This is a genomic window from Micromonospora craniellae (assembly GCF_014764405.1).
Lineage (GTDB): Bacteria > Actinomycetota > Actinomycetes > Mycobacteriales > Micromonosporaceae > Micromonospora > Micromonospora craniellae.
In genome coordinates this window covers 207,144-222,128 of record NZ_CP061725.1, presented here as the reverse complement: position 1 = coordinate 222,128, position 14,985 = coordinate 207,144, and the positions used below count along the sequence as shown (strand labels likewise).

The 14,985-nt window shown below is 74.3% G+C and carries 15 protein-coding genes; 7 read left to right on the top strand and 8 right to left on the bottom strand.

Going from position 1 to position 14,985, the window contains the following annotated elements; genetic code table 11:
• The first annotated feature begins 42 nt into the window (after positions 1 to 42).
• On the top strand, positions 43 to 423 hold the full coding sequence (locus tag ID554_RS00990) for a DUF2267 domain-containing protein (protein ID WP_117229808.1): 381 nt from the start codon (positions 43 to 45) through the stop codon (positions 421 to 423).
• A 54-nt stretch (positions 424 to 477) separates the two neighbouring features.
• On the opposite strand, the gene ID554_RS00985 is transcribed toward ID554_RS00990, so the two are convergent.
• Complete coding sequence (locus ID554_RS00985; RefSeq protein WP_396888445.1) at positions 478 to 1,221, bottom strand: PIG-L deacetylase family protein; 744 nt, start codon at positions 1,219 to 1,221, stop codon at positions 478 to 480.
• A gap of 183 nt (positions 1,222 to 1,404) precedes the next feature.
• On the opposite strand from ID554_RS00985, the gene ID554_RS00980 reads away from it, so the two are divergent.
• Complete coding sequence (locus tag ID554_RS00980; RefSeq protein WP_117229809.1) at positions 1,405 to 1,647, top strand: hypothetical protein; 243 nt, start codon at positions 1,405 to 1,407, stop codon at positions 1,645 to 1,647.
• Between the two features lie 3 nt (positions 1,648 to 1,650).
• Positions 1,651 to 3,003 carry a cupin domain-containing protein gene (locus tag ID554_RS00975; protein ID WP_117229810.1) on the top strand — a complete coding sequence of 451 codons (1,353 nt, stop codon included), beginning with the start codon at positions 1,651 to 1,653 and terminating at the stop codon, positions 3,001 to 3,003.
• Positions 3,004 to 3,113: 110 nt separating this feature from the next.
• Here the strand turns inward: ID554_RS00975 and ID554_RS00970 are convergent, their stop codons facing one another.
• The 5 genes from ID554_RS00970 to ID554_RS00950 form a co-directional block, all read right to left on the bottom strand.
• Positions 3,114 to 3,776, bottom strand: a complete 663-nt coding sequence (locus ID554_RS00970; RefSeq protein WP_117229812.1) for a hypothetical protein — start codon at positions 3,774 to 3,776, stop codon at positions 3,114 to 3,116.
• A complete protein-coding gene (locus ID554_RS00965; RefSeq protein WP_117229813.1) occupies positions 3,773 to 6,442 on the bottom strand; it encodes an FtsK/SpoIIIE domain-containing protein in 2,670 nt (889 codons plus the stop codon). The genes ID554_RS00970 and ID554_RS00965 overlap by 4 nt, the downstream gene beginning before the upstream one ends.
• A complete protein-coding gene (locus ID554_RS00960; RefSeq protein WP_223884386.1) occupies positions 6,435 to 7,490 on the bottom strand; it encodes a hypothetical protein in 1,056 nt (351 codons plus the stop codon). Before ID554_RS00960 ends, ID554_RS00965 begins: the two co-directional genes overlap by 8 nt.
• An 8-nt stretch (positions 7,491 to 7,498) precedes the next feature.
• Complete coding sequence (locus tag ID554_RS00955) at positions 7,499 to 7,759, bottom strand: hypothetical protein (protein ID WP_013734364.1); 261 nt, start codon at positions 7,757 to 7,759, stop codon at positions 7,499 to 7,501.
• A gap of 200 nt (positions 7,760 to 7,959) precedes the next feature.
• A complete protein-coding gene (locus tag ID554_RS00950) occupies positions 7,960 to 8,337 on the bottom strand; it encodes a hypothetical protein (RefSeq protein WP_117229815.1) in 378 nt (125 codons plus the stop codon).
• Positions 8,338 to 8,506: 169 nt separating this feature from the next.
• Here ID554_RS00950 and ID554_RS00945 point away from each other — a divergent pair, with 169 nt between their 5' ends.
• From ID554_RS00945 to ID554_RS00935, 3 genes are read left to right on the top strand one after another with little or no spacing between them, the layout of a single operon-like run.
• Positions 8,507 to 11,062, top strand: coding sequence for an ATP-dependent Clp protease ATP-binding subunit (locus ID554_RS00945; protein ID WP_117229816.1), 2,556 nt, complete (start codon positions 8,507 to 8,509; stop codon positions 11,060 to 11,062).
• 35 nt (positions 11,063 to 11,097) lie between these two features.
• A complete protein-coding gene (locus tag ID554_RS00940) occupies positions 11,098 to 11,262 on the top strand; it encodes a hypothetical protein (protein ID WP_158573797.1) in 165 nt (54 codons plus the stop codon).
• Complete coding sequence (locus tag ID554_RS00935) at positions 11,262 to 11,612, top strand: DUF3140 domain-containing protein (RefSeq protein ID WP_117229839.1); 351 nt, start codon at positions 11,262 to 11,264, stop codon at positions 11,610 to 11,612. The genes ID554_RS00940 and ID554_RS00935 overlap by 1 nt, the downstream gene beginning before the upstream one ends.
• 245 nt (positions 11,613 to 11,857) lie before the next feature.
• Here ID554_RS00935 and ID554_RS00930 read toward each other — a convergent pair whose 3' ends face one another.
• Together ID554_RS00930 and ID554_RS00925 are read right to left on the bottom strand one after the other, a co-directional pair.
• The gene (locus tag ID554_RS00930; RefSeq protein WP_117229817.1) at positions 11,858 to 12,853 is read right to left on the bottom strand and encodes a LysR family transcriptional regulator; all 996 of its coding nucleotides are present in this window, start codon (positions 12,851 to 12,853) and stop codon (positions 11,858 to 11,860) included.
• Positions 12,854 to 12,931: 78 nt separating this feature from the next.
• Positions 12,932 to 13,531: a hemerythrin domain-containing protein gene (locus tag ID554_RS00925; protein WP_117229818.1), complete on the bottom strand. Its 600-nt coding sequence runs from the start codon at positions 13,529 to 13,531 to the stop codon at positions 12,932 to 12,934.
• A gap of 107 nt (positions 13,532 to 13,638) precedes the next feature.
• Here ID554_RS00925 and ID554_RS00920 point away from each other — a divergent pair, with 107 nt between their 5' ends.
• Entirely contained in the window at positions 13,639 to 14,967 is a 1,329-nt protein-coding gene (locus ID554_RS00920) for a M20/M25/M40 family metallo-hydrolase (RefSeq protein ID WP_117229819.1), read from the top strand.
• Positions 14,968 to 14,985: the final 18 nt, after the last annotated feature.

The window sequence follows — 14,985 nt, the reverse complement described above, 5'->3', positions numbered from 1 at the left end:
ACGACGACCGACGGTGGGAGACCGACCTACGGGGGTGGACGGATGGCTGAGCGGTTCGAGTCGGCGGTCGAGTCCTCGATGGACAAGACCATCCTGATTCTCAAGGACATCGAGCAGACGTACGGGTGGCCGAAGGAGCAGCGCAATCAGTCGTACGCGGCGCTGCGGACGGTGCTGCACCTGCTGCGCGACCGGATGCCGGTCGAGGAGAGCGTGGAGTTCTCCGTCCAGTTGCCGATGGTGGTGCGCGGCATCTACTTCGACGGCTGGCAGCCCTCGAACGTGCCGATCAAGCTGAACCGGGACGACTTCCTGTACGAGGTCCGCCAGGGCTTCCCGTACGACGTGGAGGGCGGCCCGGAGCAGGTGGTCCAGGTGGTGCTGGACACCATGCCCGCCGACCTGGCCCGGATCATGCCCTGACCCGTGCACCGGCACGAACCGGCCCGCCCCGCCCTGCGTGGGGTGGGCCGTGGGCTACCAGAGGTCGAAGTGGAACACCTCGAACGAGGTGCCGTAGCGCACGCCCAGCCGGCTCCCGACCGGCCGCGCCCCGCCCTCCAGGAACTCCTCGGCGTCGAAACTGCCGTCACCCAGCCCGGTCAGGTACGCGTCGTGCGCCAGCAGCGACGCCACCCCCTGCGCGAACGTCTCGGTGGTGTCCACCCCGTGCTGGGAGCGCGGCGACGAGGCCGCCCACACCTGACGCACCCCACCCCACGGCTCGACCTCGCCGGTCAGCTGCTCGGGGAAGATCCACCGGTTGCCGGCGTCCCGGACCGCGTCCAGCGTGGCGTGGCCCACCGCGATGTGGTCGGCCTGGTTGAGGGTGTCCGCGCCGTCCCAGGTCTCCCGGAAGTTGTTCGTGATGACGACCTCCGGACGGTGTCGGCGCACCACGGCGGCCAGTTCCCGGCGCAGCGGTACGCCGTACTCCAGGATCCCGTCGGGCAGGCCGAGGAACTCCACGGTGTCCACGCCCACCAGCTCCGCCGAGGCGCGCTGTTCCTGCTCGCGTACCGCGCGGGCCTGCGGCGGAGCCATCCCGTCGATGCCGGCCTCGCCGCTGGTCACCAGGCAGTACACGACCTGCTTGCCCTGGCCGGTCCAGCGGGCGATCGCCGCGGCGGCACCGAACTCCAGGTCGTCCGGATGCGCCACGATCGCCAGTGCGCGCTGCCAGTCCTCGGTCACCGGGGTGAGCGGCGTGTCCATCGGCATCTCCGTCCGGTCGGGTCGGGTCCGTCCATCCTGCCACCCGCCTAACCTGCGAACGGCGCGTGTGGGGCGGTGCGGGCGTCTACGGTGGGGTGCAGCGTGGTTAGAGAAGATCGGGCGCGGGGTAACACCCGCCGCACGACGCACCCGACCGACGGCGGGATCGGGTTGATCCGAGGGAGCACGATGCCACTCAACGACGATGACATGCAGACCACCAGCGGCGGCGGGCTCGAGGGTCCGGCCGATGGCGGGGCGACCCCGGGCCAGCACGACGGTGGCGCGGACGGTAGTGCCGAGGGTCCGGCGGACGGCGGGGCGACCCCGGGCCAGCACGACGGTGGCGCGGACGGTAGTGCCGAGGGTCCGGCGGACGGCGGGGCGACCCCGGGCCAGCACGACGGTGGCGCCGACGGCGCCGCGCGCTAGGCGATGACGCGACTCGACCCGCCGGGCGGCCACGGCCGCCCGGCGGTCCCGTCCGCACCCCCGGGAGCGGCACCCCGCGACACAGCAGCCCCGCACGGCGTCGCCGAGGCGGCGGCAGCCGGCGGCGGATCGGCGTCGACCGCTGAGGCGGTGTTGGCCCGGTGCGTCAGCGTGGAGCCGGCCAAGTTCGCCGCCGCCCACTGGGGGCAGACCCCGCTGCTGTCCCGCGCCGCCGGGCTGCCCAACCCGGCGGGCTTCACCGACCTGCTCAGCCCCGCCGACGCCGACGAGCTGCTCAGTCGGCGCGGCCTGCGTACCCCCTTCCTGCGGGTGGCCAAGGACGGCCAGGTGCTGCCGGCGGCGCGGTACACGGGCGGCGGCGGTGCCGGCGCCGAGATCGGCGACCAGGTCCTCGACGAGAAGGTCATGCAGCTGTACGCCGACGGGGCCACCCTCGTCCTGCAGGGCCTGCACCGCACCTGGCCGGCGCTGATCGACTTCACCCGCGACCTCAGTCTGGCCGTCGGGCAGCCGATGCAGGTCAACGCCTACCTGACGCCGGCCGGCAACCAGGGCTTCGCCACCCACTACGACACCCACGACGTGTTCGTGCTCCAGGTCGACGGCCGCAAACACTGGCGTGTCCACCCGCCGGTGCTGCCGGAACCGCTGGAACGCCAGCAGTGGGGTGGCCGGGCCGACGAGGTCACCGCCACCGCCCAGGGAGAACCCGCGCTGGACGTGGTGCTCGAACCGGGTGACGCGCTCTACCTGCCCCGAGGCTGGCTGCACAGCGCCGAGGCCCAGGAGTCCAGCTCCCTGCACCTGACCGTCGGCATCCGCGCGTTGACCCGGTACGCCCTGGTCGAGGAGTTGCTCGCGCTGGCCGCCGAGGACCGCCGGCTGCGGGCCACGCTGCCGTTCGGCACCGACCTGGCCGACCCGGACGCCATCGAGCCGGAGCTGACCGAGACCGTGGAGGCGCTGCGCGACTGGCTGCTGCGGGCCGACCCGGGCAAGGTCGCGGCCCGGCTGCGGCACCGCGCCTGGCCGGCGTCGCGTCCGGCGCCGCTACGACCGCTCGCGCAGGCCGAAGCGATCGCCGCGCTGGACGCCGACAGCCGGGTGACCGTCCGTCCCGGGCTGCGTCGGCAGCTCGACGAGCGGGACGAGCAGGTGGTGCTGCGGCTGTTCGACCGAGCTGTCACGCTGCCGGCGCAGTGCGCACCGGCGCTGCGGGTCCTGCTCGCCGGGACGGTCGTCCGGGTCGGTGACCTGCCCGGCCTCGACGCCGACACCGACCGTCTCACCCTCACCCGCCGCCTGCTGCGCGAGGCCGTGCTCGTCCCCGCGTGACGGCACCCGGCCCGGCACCGCATGATGCCGGGCCCGGTCGCAGCCCTGGCCACCGGCCAGTCACGTCGCCATTCCGGCCACCGGGCCGGTCCCGGCGCGGCCGGGTCGACTCAGGTCACGATCAGCAGCAGCAGGGTGGTGACCAGGCCGGCGAGCACCACCACGATCACCGGTCGCGGGCTCAGCACCGCGTGCCGCCGGTCGGCCAGCACCCGGGCCGGCACCAGCCCGATCACCGGGCCGAGCAGCGTCACCACCAGCGCCAGCACCGGCAGGCCGACGCCCAGCTCACCGTCGGCGCGTCCGCCCAGCGCCCGGGCCCCCGCACCCAGCGCGTACGCCAGCACCGCACCGACCACCCCGCAGAGCGCCAGCAGCGCGTTCACGCTGTTCGGCAGCTCGCCCGGCTGGCGCGTGCGGCGCAGCAGGTCCCGCGCGGCGTCCAGCAGCGGCATCGGGTCGCCGGCGGCGTCCTGGGCCGGTGCCGGCGGGGCGCCCGCCCGCCGCCCGCCGCCGCCCAGCCGGCCGTTCAGCTCCTGCCACAGGATCGCCGTCTCGGCGTCCACCAGTTCCTGCGACTCGCGGGCCGCGGCCAGTTCCCGCTCGGCCCGGTTGACCTCGTCGGCCGACTCGGCCACCGCGCGGTCGGCCGCCGCGCACTGCTGCGCGTGCCAGGCATTCGCCTCGGCGCGCTGCTCCTGCACCCGCGCGGTCAACTCGGCGAGCCGCCGGAGCTGGGCCGCGTAGGTCTCGCTGGTCACCGGTTCGTTCATCGGGCCGGTCCGTAGGGGATGATGGTCTGCCCGGTGCGGTGCACCGCCCGGTCGAAGAAGAGCCCCCGCCACGGCCGGGGATACCAGTCCGGCCCGCCGCTGCCCGGGTACAGCGGCCCGCTCAGGTCCCCGCCATGGGTGTCCAGGGCCACCCAGGCGCCGATCTGGTCGGTGCGGGCGCCCGTGCCACCCAGGTCGGCCTTCATCCGGGCCACGCCCCGCCACCAGGCCAGCACGTGGGTACGCCGCTCCGGGCCGTCGTGCAGGATCCGGCGCAGGTGCTCCAGCCCGGTGGACCTGCCGACCCGCGCGGCGAGCGCGCCGGCCGCCGCGTCGACGGCGAACAGCAGCAGGTAGTGCGGCCCCCCGCCGGCGCCGGGCCCGCCGATGCCGTCGGCGGTCTCGGCCATCAGCTCGGCCACCGTCTCCTCGTCGTACCAGGCGGCGTCGTCGGCGAGGTCCTCGTAGAGCGCCCGCGCCGCCGGGTCGGCGTCCGGGTCCAGGCAGGCGATGGAGAACCGGGCGGTGCCGGGCCGGTGCTGCCGGGCCAGCGAGCGGGCCGCCGCGTCCAGCACCGCACACGCCTCGTCGATCCGGGTGCCCAGCACCGCCAGGTTGCGCCCGGGGGCCCGGGGCAACCGCAGCGCCGCCGAGCGGGCCTGCACGTCGATGATCTCGCCGAGCAGCGCGACCGGGCCGCGCGGCGTACCGACCTCCGGCGGGGTCAGCGCCCGGAAGTCCGGCGCCTCGGCCAGCCGCGGGATCGCGTCGCCGTCGAAGAGGCGGGCCGGTGCGGCCTCGGCCGGCCGCATCCGCCACAGCCGGTGCTGCAACTCGCTCCAGGTCTCCCACTCGCTGGCCGACGGGATCCGGGCCACCTCGTTGCCCTCCGGCAGCCCCGACTCGGCGTTGACCACCGCGTGGAACTTCGGCAGCGACTGCGCGGCGTCGTTGCGTTCGGCGAGGATGCGCAGCGCCTTGGGTAAGGCGATGCGCAGGGTGAACTGGGCGACCAGCGCGGGGCGGCCCCACAGCGCCTCGATGCCGCGTACGTCCTGCGAGGCCAGCACCAGGTGGATGCCCTGCGAGCGGCCCCGGCGGGCCAGGTCCTCCAGCAGGTCGGCCGCCTCCCGGGCCACCGCGTCCCGGCCGGCCAGCAGCATCTGGAACTCGTCGACCACCGCCACGATCCGGGGCCAGTGCCCGGTCGGGTCCACCGCGCGCAGCTCGGCCAGCTTGGTGACCTCGTGCTTCTTCGCCGCGTCGGCGCGTCGGCGCAGCTCCTCGGCGAGGAAGCGCAGCAACGCCAGGCCGAACTCGCGGTCGGTGTTGACGTTGATGCCGACCAGCCGCATGTGCGGCAGCCAGCTCGGGTCCCGCCGCCCCTTGGCGAACCGGGCGAACGACACCCCCTCCTTGAAGTCGAGCAGATAGAACTCCAGCTCGGCGGGGGAGTAGCGGGCGGCGAGGGCGCCGATCCAGGCGAAGATCAGGTTGGTCTTGCCGGTGCCCGACGGACCTCCGATCAACGCGTGCGGCGGGTAGTCGCCGAGGGTCAGCAGCACCGGCCGACCCTGCGGGCCCTCGCCGATCGGGGCGGTCAACCCGGTCGCCGAATCCTCCTGCCACATCTGCTCCGGCGGCGGCAGCAGGTCGGTGAAGGGGGTGGGCGCCGGGCCGGCGCTGACCACCGAGGCGATCTGGCGGCAGGTCTCGGTGACCAGGGTGGCCGGCGGCGGTGGGTCGAGGCGTACCGGCAGGGTGCCGACCCGGGCACCGTCGGCGGTGACCGCGATCCGGGTCAGTGTCGCGTCGTCGGGCAGCGGCACTCCGCGCACGATCAGGTGGACGCCGCACGCCACCCCGGCGCGTACCACCCGGTCGAGCTGGCCGCGCTCGTGCCGGGACAGTTCGTCCCCGCCGAGCAGCACCGCCACCCGCCACGGCTCCGGCCGGCGGTCGGTCGCGGCGGCCAGTTCCCGCAGCGAGGCGTGCTCACCGGCGAGCACGGTCTCGTTGATCCGGCGGATCTGCTCCACCAGGTCGTCCAGCAACCGGCCCAGGCCACCCGGGCCGACGAAAGTGAGCAGCCCGGCGGGGCCCAGCGGGGCGAACCCGGCCAGCCCGCCGCCGAGGTGGTCCGGGTCGTACCCGACCACCCGGACGCTGCCGGGCGCGGCCCGGCCGAGGCTGCGTAGCAGCAGTGCCGTCACCACTGCGGCGCAGCCCTCCGGGTCGCCGTCGAGCGCGACGTGCCCGCCGTCGAGCAGCGACACCAGCGCCGGCACCGGCTCGGCGTCGGGCAGCCGGATGGTGCCCACCCGGGTGGCACCCGGTGACTCGCCACGGGTGGCCGGGGTGGGCCGCCATCCCGGCCAGTCCGCCGAGCCGGCGCCCGGTGCCTCCCGGGCCGCTGCCTCTGCGGCCCGCCGGGCCAGGACGGCCAGCCGCGACGCGTGCCGGGCGTCGATCTCGGCGAGGCGTCGGTCCCGTTCGGCACCCACCCGCTCCGGTACGCCGGACGCCGCGCGGCGTACGCGTACCGCCCGGTCCCGGGCGGCGGCCAGCGTCGTCTGGGCCGCGGTGGACCGGGTACGGGACGCGCCTTGTGCCTCGGCGAGCAGTTCCCGGACCCGGGCGACCAGCTGGCTGCGCCGGTCAGCCATCGACACCGTGCCCCGGTCGAGCCGGACGGAATCCGCCGAACGGCCTCGCGCCGGGTGTGCCCGCGCCGTTCGCGCTTCCGTTGTGCGTGCTCGCGCCCTGTGTGCTCGCGCCGTGCGTGCTCACGCGGGGTGCGTCGCCGGTGTGAGGAGGGGACCCCTTTACTACCTCAGGCGTTAACAGGGGGCCCTTCCTTTCACCGCCGTCGGCGGAGAGGTCGCGGCCGAGGCGGTCGAGCAGGACGCCGGCGAGCACCCCGGCGGTGACCGCCGGGTCGGCCGCGTGTGGCTGCTCGTCCTCGCCCCGGCGCGGCGGAGGCATCCGGCAGACCCGGGTCAGCAGCGTGTCCAGCACCGGGGCGGGCAGGCCGGGGAGCAGGTCCCGGACCCGGCCGTCCAGCTCGCGGCGCAGCCGGGACAGGTCGTCGCCGCGTGGTGGGTGGCCGAGCAGCTCGGCGGCGAGGTCGCGCAGCAACGGCGGGGCCACCGCGGCCAGCCCCAACCCGACGTCGGCGTGTGCGCCGCGCAGGTCGCGGTGCAGCCGGTCGCGGTCGCCGGAGCGGACCCCGCGCACCACCCGGCGCAGCAACTCCTGGGAGTCGGTGATGCGTTCGTCGGGTTCCTCCGCCGGGCCCTCCCGGCCGCCGGTCAGCTCCGCCACCCGCACCGACCACCAGCGGCGCAGCCGCATCTCACCGGCGGCCTCCGGCGCGTCGGCCACCGGCTCGGCCGTGCGGGGGGCGTCGTGTACCGGGCGGCGCTCACGCTCACCGGCCGGCGGCGGCGCGGCTCCGTCGGGGGCCAGCCCGATAGCGGCCAGGTACGCGGTGAGCTGCTCCTGGGCGACGCGCAGCGCGTACCCGGCGGTCTCGGCGTGCTCGGTGGCTGCGGACAGCTCCGGTACGCCCATCGGGTTCGCCGACTCCTGCCGCACCCAGCGCAGCCGCTCGGCGGCCAGCCCGAACTTCTCCAGCGCCTGCCCCAGCAGACCGAGGGGCAGATCCTCGGCGGTGGCCCGCACCTGTGCGCCGACGTCCTCGACGATGGACACGCCCGCCCCTACAGCGTCGCGACGTACTGCTGGGCCTGCTCGACCGCGACGAGCGTCGCGGCGAGGCACTCCTCCAACTCCTGGCTGGCCTGCGTCAGCGAGGCCTGAGCCGCTTCGACGGTGGTGTGGCCGCTGCCCTCCAACGCGCCGGCCAGTGTCTGCTGTGCCTCGGCCAGTTTCTCGCCGGCGGCCTGCACGGCGCTCTGGCCGTCACCGATCTGCTGAAGCGCGATATCGATGGCTGCCTTGAGCTCGGCGACGCTCGCCACGCGGAACCTCCTGGGGGCGGGGAGGACTCCATTAGAGCCTATGCCGGTTGGGGGACGAATGCCGGTTGGGGGACGAACATACCCTGTCAGTGTTGCTGCCCTACTGACCGGTTGTCGACCGCAGGCGCGGCGAGTCCGATTCGTGGGACCCGGGGTCGGAAGATCACGCAGGGCGACCGCTCCGGGCCGCGGCCGCCCGGTCAGCCGCGCAGCCAGCGGGGGCCGTACACCTCCGCGCCGAGCGCGGTGACCCGGTCCCGCAGCGCCCGGTCGGCGGTGACCACCAGCCGTCGCCGGTTGCCGGCCTCGGCCACCAGCTCGACCACGGCGTCGTCCCCGGACCCGTCGGCCGGGACCACCCGCACCCCGTCGACCCCGGGTACGCCCCGCGCGGCACCCTCCACCACGAGCACCACCTCGACCGGTGGGGACACCTCCGGCGGTACGCCGCGCCCGCCCACCGGGGCCAGCGTGTCCCGCAGCCGGACGGTGGCCCCGGCCCGGTCCCGCCACCAGCCGTCCGGGCGGGACCCGACGACGTTGGCGGCGTCCACGATCAGCAGCGGAGTCGACTCCATCCGCCCACCCTGCCATCCACCCGGCCGCCCTGCCTGCCTCGCCGGCCGGTCGGCGTTTCGCCTGTGCCGGCACCCGGCGCCGCCCCGCCGGTGCCCGCCGGTGGCGTTTGTCCGGCCTCGGGCCGGGTAGCCCGTGCCGACCGTCTCGCGCCGACCGCGGAGGACAGAGATGATTGGACCCGGCGACTTCGGCTCCGACCCGTGGGACGAGTTTCTGGCTCGGTACTTCGGCCGGGGTGAGGGCGGGCGGCGCCCCGCGCACCGGGTCGACATCACCCGGCTGATGACCGCCGACGCCCGCGAGATGCTGGCCGACGCGGCACGCCGGGCCGCCCAGAAGAAGAGCAGCGACCTGGACACCGACCACCTGCTGTGGGCGGCGCTGCAACGCGAGCCGCTGCGGGACCTGGTACGCCGGGCCGGCGCCGACCCGGACACCCTGCTCAACGCGTTGGGTGGGCGGGCCGACGGCGCCCCGCAGGGCGAGGTGCCGCCCAACCTGTCGCTCACCCCGGCGGCCAAACGGGCGCTGCTCGACGCCCACCAGCTCTCCCGGGCGATGGGGGCGAACTACATCGGTCCCGAGCACATCCTGATGGCGCTGCCGCTCAACCCCGAGTCGCCGGCCGGCCGGATGCTCGCCGCCGGCCGGATCCAGCCGGAGTCGTTGCAGGCCGCCAACGCCGAACGCGGACCGATGACCAATCCCCGCCCGGACCGGGGCACCCCCACCCTCGACCAGTACGGCCAGGACCTCACCGACCTGGCCCGCAACGACCAGATCGACCCGGTGATCGGGCGCGCCGACGAGATCGAGCAGGCGGTGGAGATCCTGTCCCGGCGTACCAAGAACAACCCGGTCCTGATCGGGGAGGCGGGCGTCGGCAAGACCGCGATCGTGGAGGGGCTTGCCGAACGGATCTGCGACGGCGACGTGCCGCAGACCCTGCTCGGCAAGCGGGTCGTGCAGCTCGACCTGGCCGGGCTGGTCGCCGGCACCCGCTACCGGGGCGACTTCGAGGAACGCCTGAAGAAGGTGATCGACGAGATCCGGGCGCACCGGGACGAGCTGATCATCTTCCTGGACGAGATCCACACCCTGGTGGGCGCGGGCGGCGCCGGCAGCGAGGGCGGCATGGACGCGTCCAACATGCTCAAGCCCGCGCTGGCCCGGGGCGAGTTGCGGGTGATCGGCGCGACCACGCTGGACGAGTACCGCCGCAGCATCGAGAAGGACGCCGCGCTGGCCCGACGGTTCCAGCCGGTCTTCGTGCCGGAGCCCACCGTCGAGGACACCGTTTCCATCCTGCGCGGCCTGCGGGACCGCTACGAGGCCCACCACCAGGTGCGGTTCACCGACGAGGCGCTGGTCACCGCCGCCGAGCTGTCCGACCGGTACGTCACCGACCGCTTCCTGCCGGACAAGGCGATCGACCTGATCGACCAGGCCGGCGCCCGGGTGCGGTTGCGCACCCGGACGCCCGCCGCCGACGTGCGCGACCTGGAGCAGCAGCTCGATGAGGTACGCCGGGACAAGGAGCAGGCGGTCGCCGACGAGCAGTACGAACGTGCCTCCACCCTGCGCGACCGGGTCGCCGAGCTGGAACGGCAGGTACAGCGCGCCCGGGGCGAGGACGGCAACGACAACCAGGTGCCCGAGGTGGGGCCGGACGAGATCGCCGAGGTGGTCTCCCGGGCCACCGGCATCCCGGCCAGCCAGCTCACCGAGGAGGAACGGGACCGGCTGCTGCGCCTGGAGGGGCACCTGCACGAGAAGGTCGTCGGGCAGGAGGACGCGGTCGGGGCGGTCGCCGAGGCGGTCCGCCGTTCCCGGACCGGACTGGCCGATCCGAATCGCCCGATGGGCAGCTTCCTGTTCCTCGGCCCGACCGGCGTGGGCAAGACCGAACTGGGCCGGGCCCTGGCCGAGGCGCTGTTCGGCGAGGCCGACCGGATGGTCCGGGTGGACATGAGCGAGTTCCAGGAACGGCACACGGTCAGCCGGCTGGTCGGCGCCCCGCCCGGCTACGTCGGGTACGAGGAGGCCGGCCAGCTCACCGAGGCGGTGCGCCGCCGCCCGTACGCGGTGGTGCTGCTGGACGAGATCGAGAAGGCCCACCCCGACGTGTTCAACATCCTGTTGCAGGTGCTCGACGACGGGCGGCTCACCGACAGCCAGGGGCGGACGGTCAACTTCAAGAACACCGTACTGATCATGACGAGCAACCTGGGCTCGGAGCTGATCACCGGCAGCCAGCGCGCGGTCGGTTTCGGCGCGGGTGCTCCCGGCAGCGAGCAGGAGAGCGACGAGCTGCGGGAGCGGCTGATGCGTCGGCTCCAGGAGAACTTCCGGCCGGAGTTCCTCAACCGTATCGACGAAGTGATCATCTTCCGGCGGCTGGAGGCCGAGCAACTGCGGCAGATCGCCGGACTGCTGCTGGAGGAGACCCGGCGCCGGCTGCACGCCCAGGACATCGAGGTGGACTTCACCACGGCCGGGGTGGACTGGCTGGCCGAGCACGGCTACCAGCCCGAGTTCGGCGCCCGGCCGCTGCGCCGGGTGATCCAGCGGGAGGTGGACAACCACCTGTCCCGGATGCTGCTGGAGCAGCAGCTCTCGCCCGGTCAGCGGGTCACCGTGGACGCCCGGGACGGCCAGCTCGCCTTCGACGTGGCGGCCGGCGCGCGCGGGCACGCCACTGCCGGCACCACCCACCCCCGCTGACCGGCCGGGTACCGACGACCGGAGAGGGCAAGGCGATGACGGAACCGGACGAGGCCCGGGACGACGAACGCAGCGACCCGATCCTGGCGCCGCCGACCGCCAACCCCGCCCGGGTGCAGGTGCCGGCGGAGGGGCTGGGCGGGCAGACCGACGAGCGGCACCCGGAGCACTCCGGGTCGCCGTCCGGAGAGGAGGCGTGATGGTACGCGAGCAGCGGCTCGACCCCGAGGTGGAGGTGCTCTGGGAGGACTTCCACGCCGAGGTCAACGTGCCCTCCGAGCAGCTCCGGCAATGGCTGCTGACCCGGGGCTCCGGCGAGGAGGCGTTCGGCCCGGACCCGGACCTGAACCTGCCCGAGCCGGGCCGGCAGATCCTCGCGGTGCTGCGCAAACGCAAGGTCGACCTGACGCCCGAGGACATCGAGGTGATGCGGGAGGCGGTGGAGCGGATCCGGTCGCTGACGGCGGAGAAGCCCCGACGGGGCAACGCCGACGACGAGTGGCGGCACTCCCTGCTCGACCTCGGGCACGACGTCCTCGTCGAACGCTGACGTCCTCGTCTTCTCGGGTGCGCCGACGCCGGTCCGGGCGCGGGCATGCGCGGGTGTGACGCCGTCGCCGTCGCCGTCGCCGTCGCGGACGCGGGCGCGCGGTGTTAGGAGGGGTCCCCTGCTATACCGGAGGCGTTAGCAGGGGACCCCTCCTTTCACACCACCCCGCGCACGTCCTACTCGCTCTCCAGACTGGGTCGGTGATACCCGCCCATTACCCGCCGTCAGCCGGTTCGCGCCCGCCGTCAGGCGCTCCGCAGTCCCCGGTCGGCCGTCGCCGCCGGACGGCGTACCCCGAAGGCCGGATTGCCGAGCAGCCAGGCCAGGTACGCCGGATGCGGCGCGAGCGCGTCGGTGTACGCCACCAGCGCCGTGTCCAGCACCAGTTCCGCCATCCGCGCGGCGGGGGACTCCGGGTGCCAGCCCAGCATCAGCCGCCAGCGCAGCGGACTGCCGGCCAGCCGCCGGGTCACCAGGCCGGCCACCGGGCGGAACGTGGCCTGGCACAACGCCACCGCCTCGCCGGCGTCCACCAGGTCGATGCAGCCGCGCACGTCGGCCTCGTACAGCTTGCGGGGGGTGAATCCGGCCCGCGCGCAGGCGGCGGCGAAACAGTCACCGAAGCAGCCGTCACCCGGTGCCGCCACCCACTGCTCGTGCCGCAGCTCGGCCAGCGCCACCTCGCTGCGGCCGGCCAGCGGATGGATCTCCGGCAGCAGTACCATCACCGGGTCGACGGCCACCTCCCGCCAGCTCAGCCCGTAGTCCGCCGACGGGGTGGAGTCGCCGCACACCCCGGTCAGCGCGTAGTCCAGCCGTCCACCGGCGACCAGTTGCGCCAACTCGTCGACCGACCAGGACGCGTAGGTGGTGATCTGCGCCTGTGGGTGCTCGGCGGCGAGTCGATGCACCAGGCGGCCCAGGATCGGGCTGTTCACCCCGCCGAAGCGGTAGCGGCGCGGTGCGTCGCCGGCCCCGGCCAGCCGGGCCGCCTCGTCCTGGAGTCCCTTCATCGCCGGCAGCAGCACCCGTGCCCGGGCGAGCACCAGCTCACCGAGGGCGGTCGGTCGGGCGCCGCGCCGGTCCCGCTCGAACAGCGGCCCGCCGAGGGTCCGTTCGATGCGCTGGAGCTGGGCGGTCAGCGCCGGCTGCGCCAGGCCGAGCGTGGAGGCCGCCTTGGTCACGCTGCCCGTCTCGGCGATGGCGCAGACCACCCGCAGGTGCCGCAACTCCAGGTTCATAGCGTGACGGTAGGGCCATGGAGCATCCCGGCGGAAGGGCCCGGACGGATCAACGACCATGAACATCCCACTGGTGACTCAGCGTTGCGGCGGCTCCGCCACCTCGCTGAGCTGGGTGTGCCGACCGGTGACCGCGTCCCGGAACTTGTCGACCAGCGCCACCGCCGGCTCGACGATCCGGTTCCACGGCGGCGTGTGCGGGATCCCCGGGTGCGGGCGGGTCGGCGCGGCCTCCTCGGCGATATCCAGCCGGTTGCCGAGGCGGATCAGCTCCTCCTCGGTGGCCGCCTCGCAGAGCCGCTGCACCAGGGCGTCGACCGCCACCACGTGCGCCTCGAGCAGGCTGGCCACGATGGCCAGACGGGCGTCGTCCAGCCCGCGCAACGCCATCAGCAGCGCGGCGTCGCCGACGAGGACGTCGGCGACCGGCTGGTCGGCGTCGGTGAGGGCCTGCCGGATGGCGGGCAGCAGGCACTGCTCCTCGGCGGCCAGGTGCCGGGACAGCGCCGCGACCAGGATCTCCCGGCCGTGCGCGGGAGCCTGGCCCGGCTCGACCAGGCGCCGGGTCAGGCTCAGCAGTTGCTGGTGCTCGTCGGCGATGGTGGCGGCGATGCTCTGCCCGGCGGGCTGGTAGCCGTCACCGGTCGAGGGCGGCAACGGCGGCAGGTGGACGGACACGGTCCCTCCTCGGCGGGGCAGGCGGAGCGACGATGATATGGCACCCGGACGCGCGCGCAGTACCCGCACTCATCCGGGCCGAAACCGCTGGCCTGGTATGAAGGGGCATGACGAGCGACGCGCACCCCGCCTTCCCCGCGCCGACCGAGGAGGTCGTCGACCTCTGCCGGGACCTGCTGCGCATCGACACCACCAACACCGGCGACAACGCCACCAGCGTCGGGGAGCGCCACGCCGCCGAGTACGTCGCCGAGAAGCTGGCGGAGGTCGGCATCGCCCCGGTGATCCACGAGTCCGCACCCGGGCGGGCCAACGTGATCGCCCGGATCCCCGGCGCCGACCCGAGCCGGGGCGCCCTGCTGGTGCACGGCCACCTGGACGTGGTGCCGGCCGACGCCGACGAATGGTCGGTGCACCCGTTCTCCGGCGAGTTGCGCGACGGCTACCTGTGGGGCCGGGGCGCCATCGACATGAAGGACTTCGACGCGATGGTGCTCGCCGTGGTGCGCCACTGGCAGCGCGCCGGCGTCCGCCCGCCGCGGGACATCGTGCTCGCGTACACCGCCGACGAGGAGGCGGGCAGCGAGTACGGCGCGCACTTCCTGGTCAACCGGCACCGCGAGTTGTTCGACGGGTGCACCGAGGGCATCGGCGAGGTCGGCGGCTTCTCGTACACGGTGGACGAGTCGCGGCGGCTCTATCTGATCGAGACCGCGCAGAAGGGCATCGACTGGCTGCGGCTGCACGCCAGGGGGCGCCCCGGGCACGGTTCGATGGTGCACGACGACAACGCGGTGACCGCGCTGGCCGAGGCGGTGGCCCGGGTCGGCCGGCACCGCTTCCCGGTGGTGGTCACCGACACCGTACGGGCCTTCCTGGAGGAGGTCTCCGAGGTGCTCGGCGTCGAGCTGGACCCGGAGGACCCGGAGACCGCCATCGCCAAGCTCGGCCCGATCGCCAACATCATCGGCGCCACCATCCGCAACACCGCCAACCCGACCCGGCTCGCCGCCGGCTACAAGGACAACGTCATCCCCGGCCGGGCCAGCGCCACCATCGACTGCCGCAGCCTGCCCGGCCAGTCGGAGCTGCTGGAACGACAGTTGCGCGAGTTGGTCGGCCCGGACATCGCCATCGAGTACGTGCAGCGCCAGCCCGCCCTGGAGACCACCTTCGACGGCGACCTGGTCGGGGCGATGTCCGCCGCGCTGGTCGCCGAGGACCCGGGCGCCCGGCCGGTGCCGTACATGCTCTCCGGCGGCACGGACGCGAAGGCGTTCGCGCAGATCGGCGTACGGTGCTTCGGCTTCGCACCGCTGCGGCTGCCGGCCGACCTGAACTTCTCCGCGCTGTTCCATGGCATCGACGAGCGGGTACCGGTGGACGGACTACAGTTCGGCGTGCGGGTTCTCGACCGGTTCCTGCGCACCTGTTAGTAACGTGAGAGGGACGCC

What these genes read in the sequence shown, in the direction of transcription:
- ID554_RS00980 (WP_117229809.1), top strand. Translation starts at nt 1,405, where the DNA reads ATGCCACTCAACGACGATGACATGCAGACCACCAGCGGCGGCGGGCTC.
- ID554_RS00970 (WP_117229812.1), bottom strand. Translation starts at nt 3,776, where the DNA reads ATGAACGAACCGGTGACCAGCGAGACCTACGCGGCCCAGCTCCGGCGG.
- ID554_RS00945 (WP_117229816.1), top strand. Translation starts at nt 8,507, where the DNA reads ATGATTGGACCCGGCGACTTCGGCTCCGACCCGTGGGACGAGTTTCTG.
- ID554_RS00975 (WP_117229810.1), top strand. Translation starts at nt 1,651, where the DNA reads ATGACGCGACTCGACCCGCCGGGCGGCCACGGCCGCCCGGCGGTCCCG.
- ID554_RS00950 (WP_117229815.1), bottom strand. Translation starts at nt 8,337, where the DNA reads ATGGAGTCGACTCCGCTGCTGATCGTGGACGCCGCCAACGTCGTCGGG.
- ID554_RS00965 (WP_117229813.1), bottom strand. Translation starts at nt 6,442, where the DNA reads ATGGCTGACCGGCGCAGCCAGCTGGTCGCCCGGGTCCGGGAACTGCTC.
- ID554_RS00935 (WP_117229839.1), top strand. Translation starts at nt 11,262, where the DNA reads ATGGTACGCGAGCAGCGGCTCGACCCCGAGGTGGAGGTGCTCTGGGAG.
- ID554_RS00920 (WP_117229819.1), top strand. Translation starts at nt 13,639, where the DNA reads ATGACGAGCGACGCGCACCCCGCCTTCCCCGCGCCGACCGAGGAGGTC.
- ID554_RS00940 (WP_158573797.1), top strand. Translation starts at nt 11,098, where the DNA reads ATGACGGAACCGGACGAGGCCCGGGACGACGAACGCAGCGACCCGATC.
- ID554_RS00985 (WP_396888445.1), bottom strand. Translation starts at nt 1,221, where the DNA reads ATGCCGATGGACACGCCGCTCACCCCGGTGACCGAGGACTGGCAGCGC.
- ID554_RS00930 (WP_117229817.1), bottom strand. Translation starts at nt 12,853, where the DNA reads ATGAACCTGGAGTTGCGGCACCTGCGGGTGGTCTGCGCCATCGCCGAG.
- ID554_RS00990 (WP_117229808.1), top strand. Translation starts at nt 43, where the DNA reads ATGGCTGAGCGGTTCGAGTCGGCGGTCGAGTCCTCGATGGACAAGACC.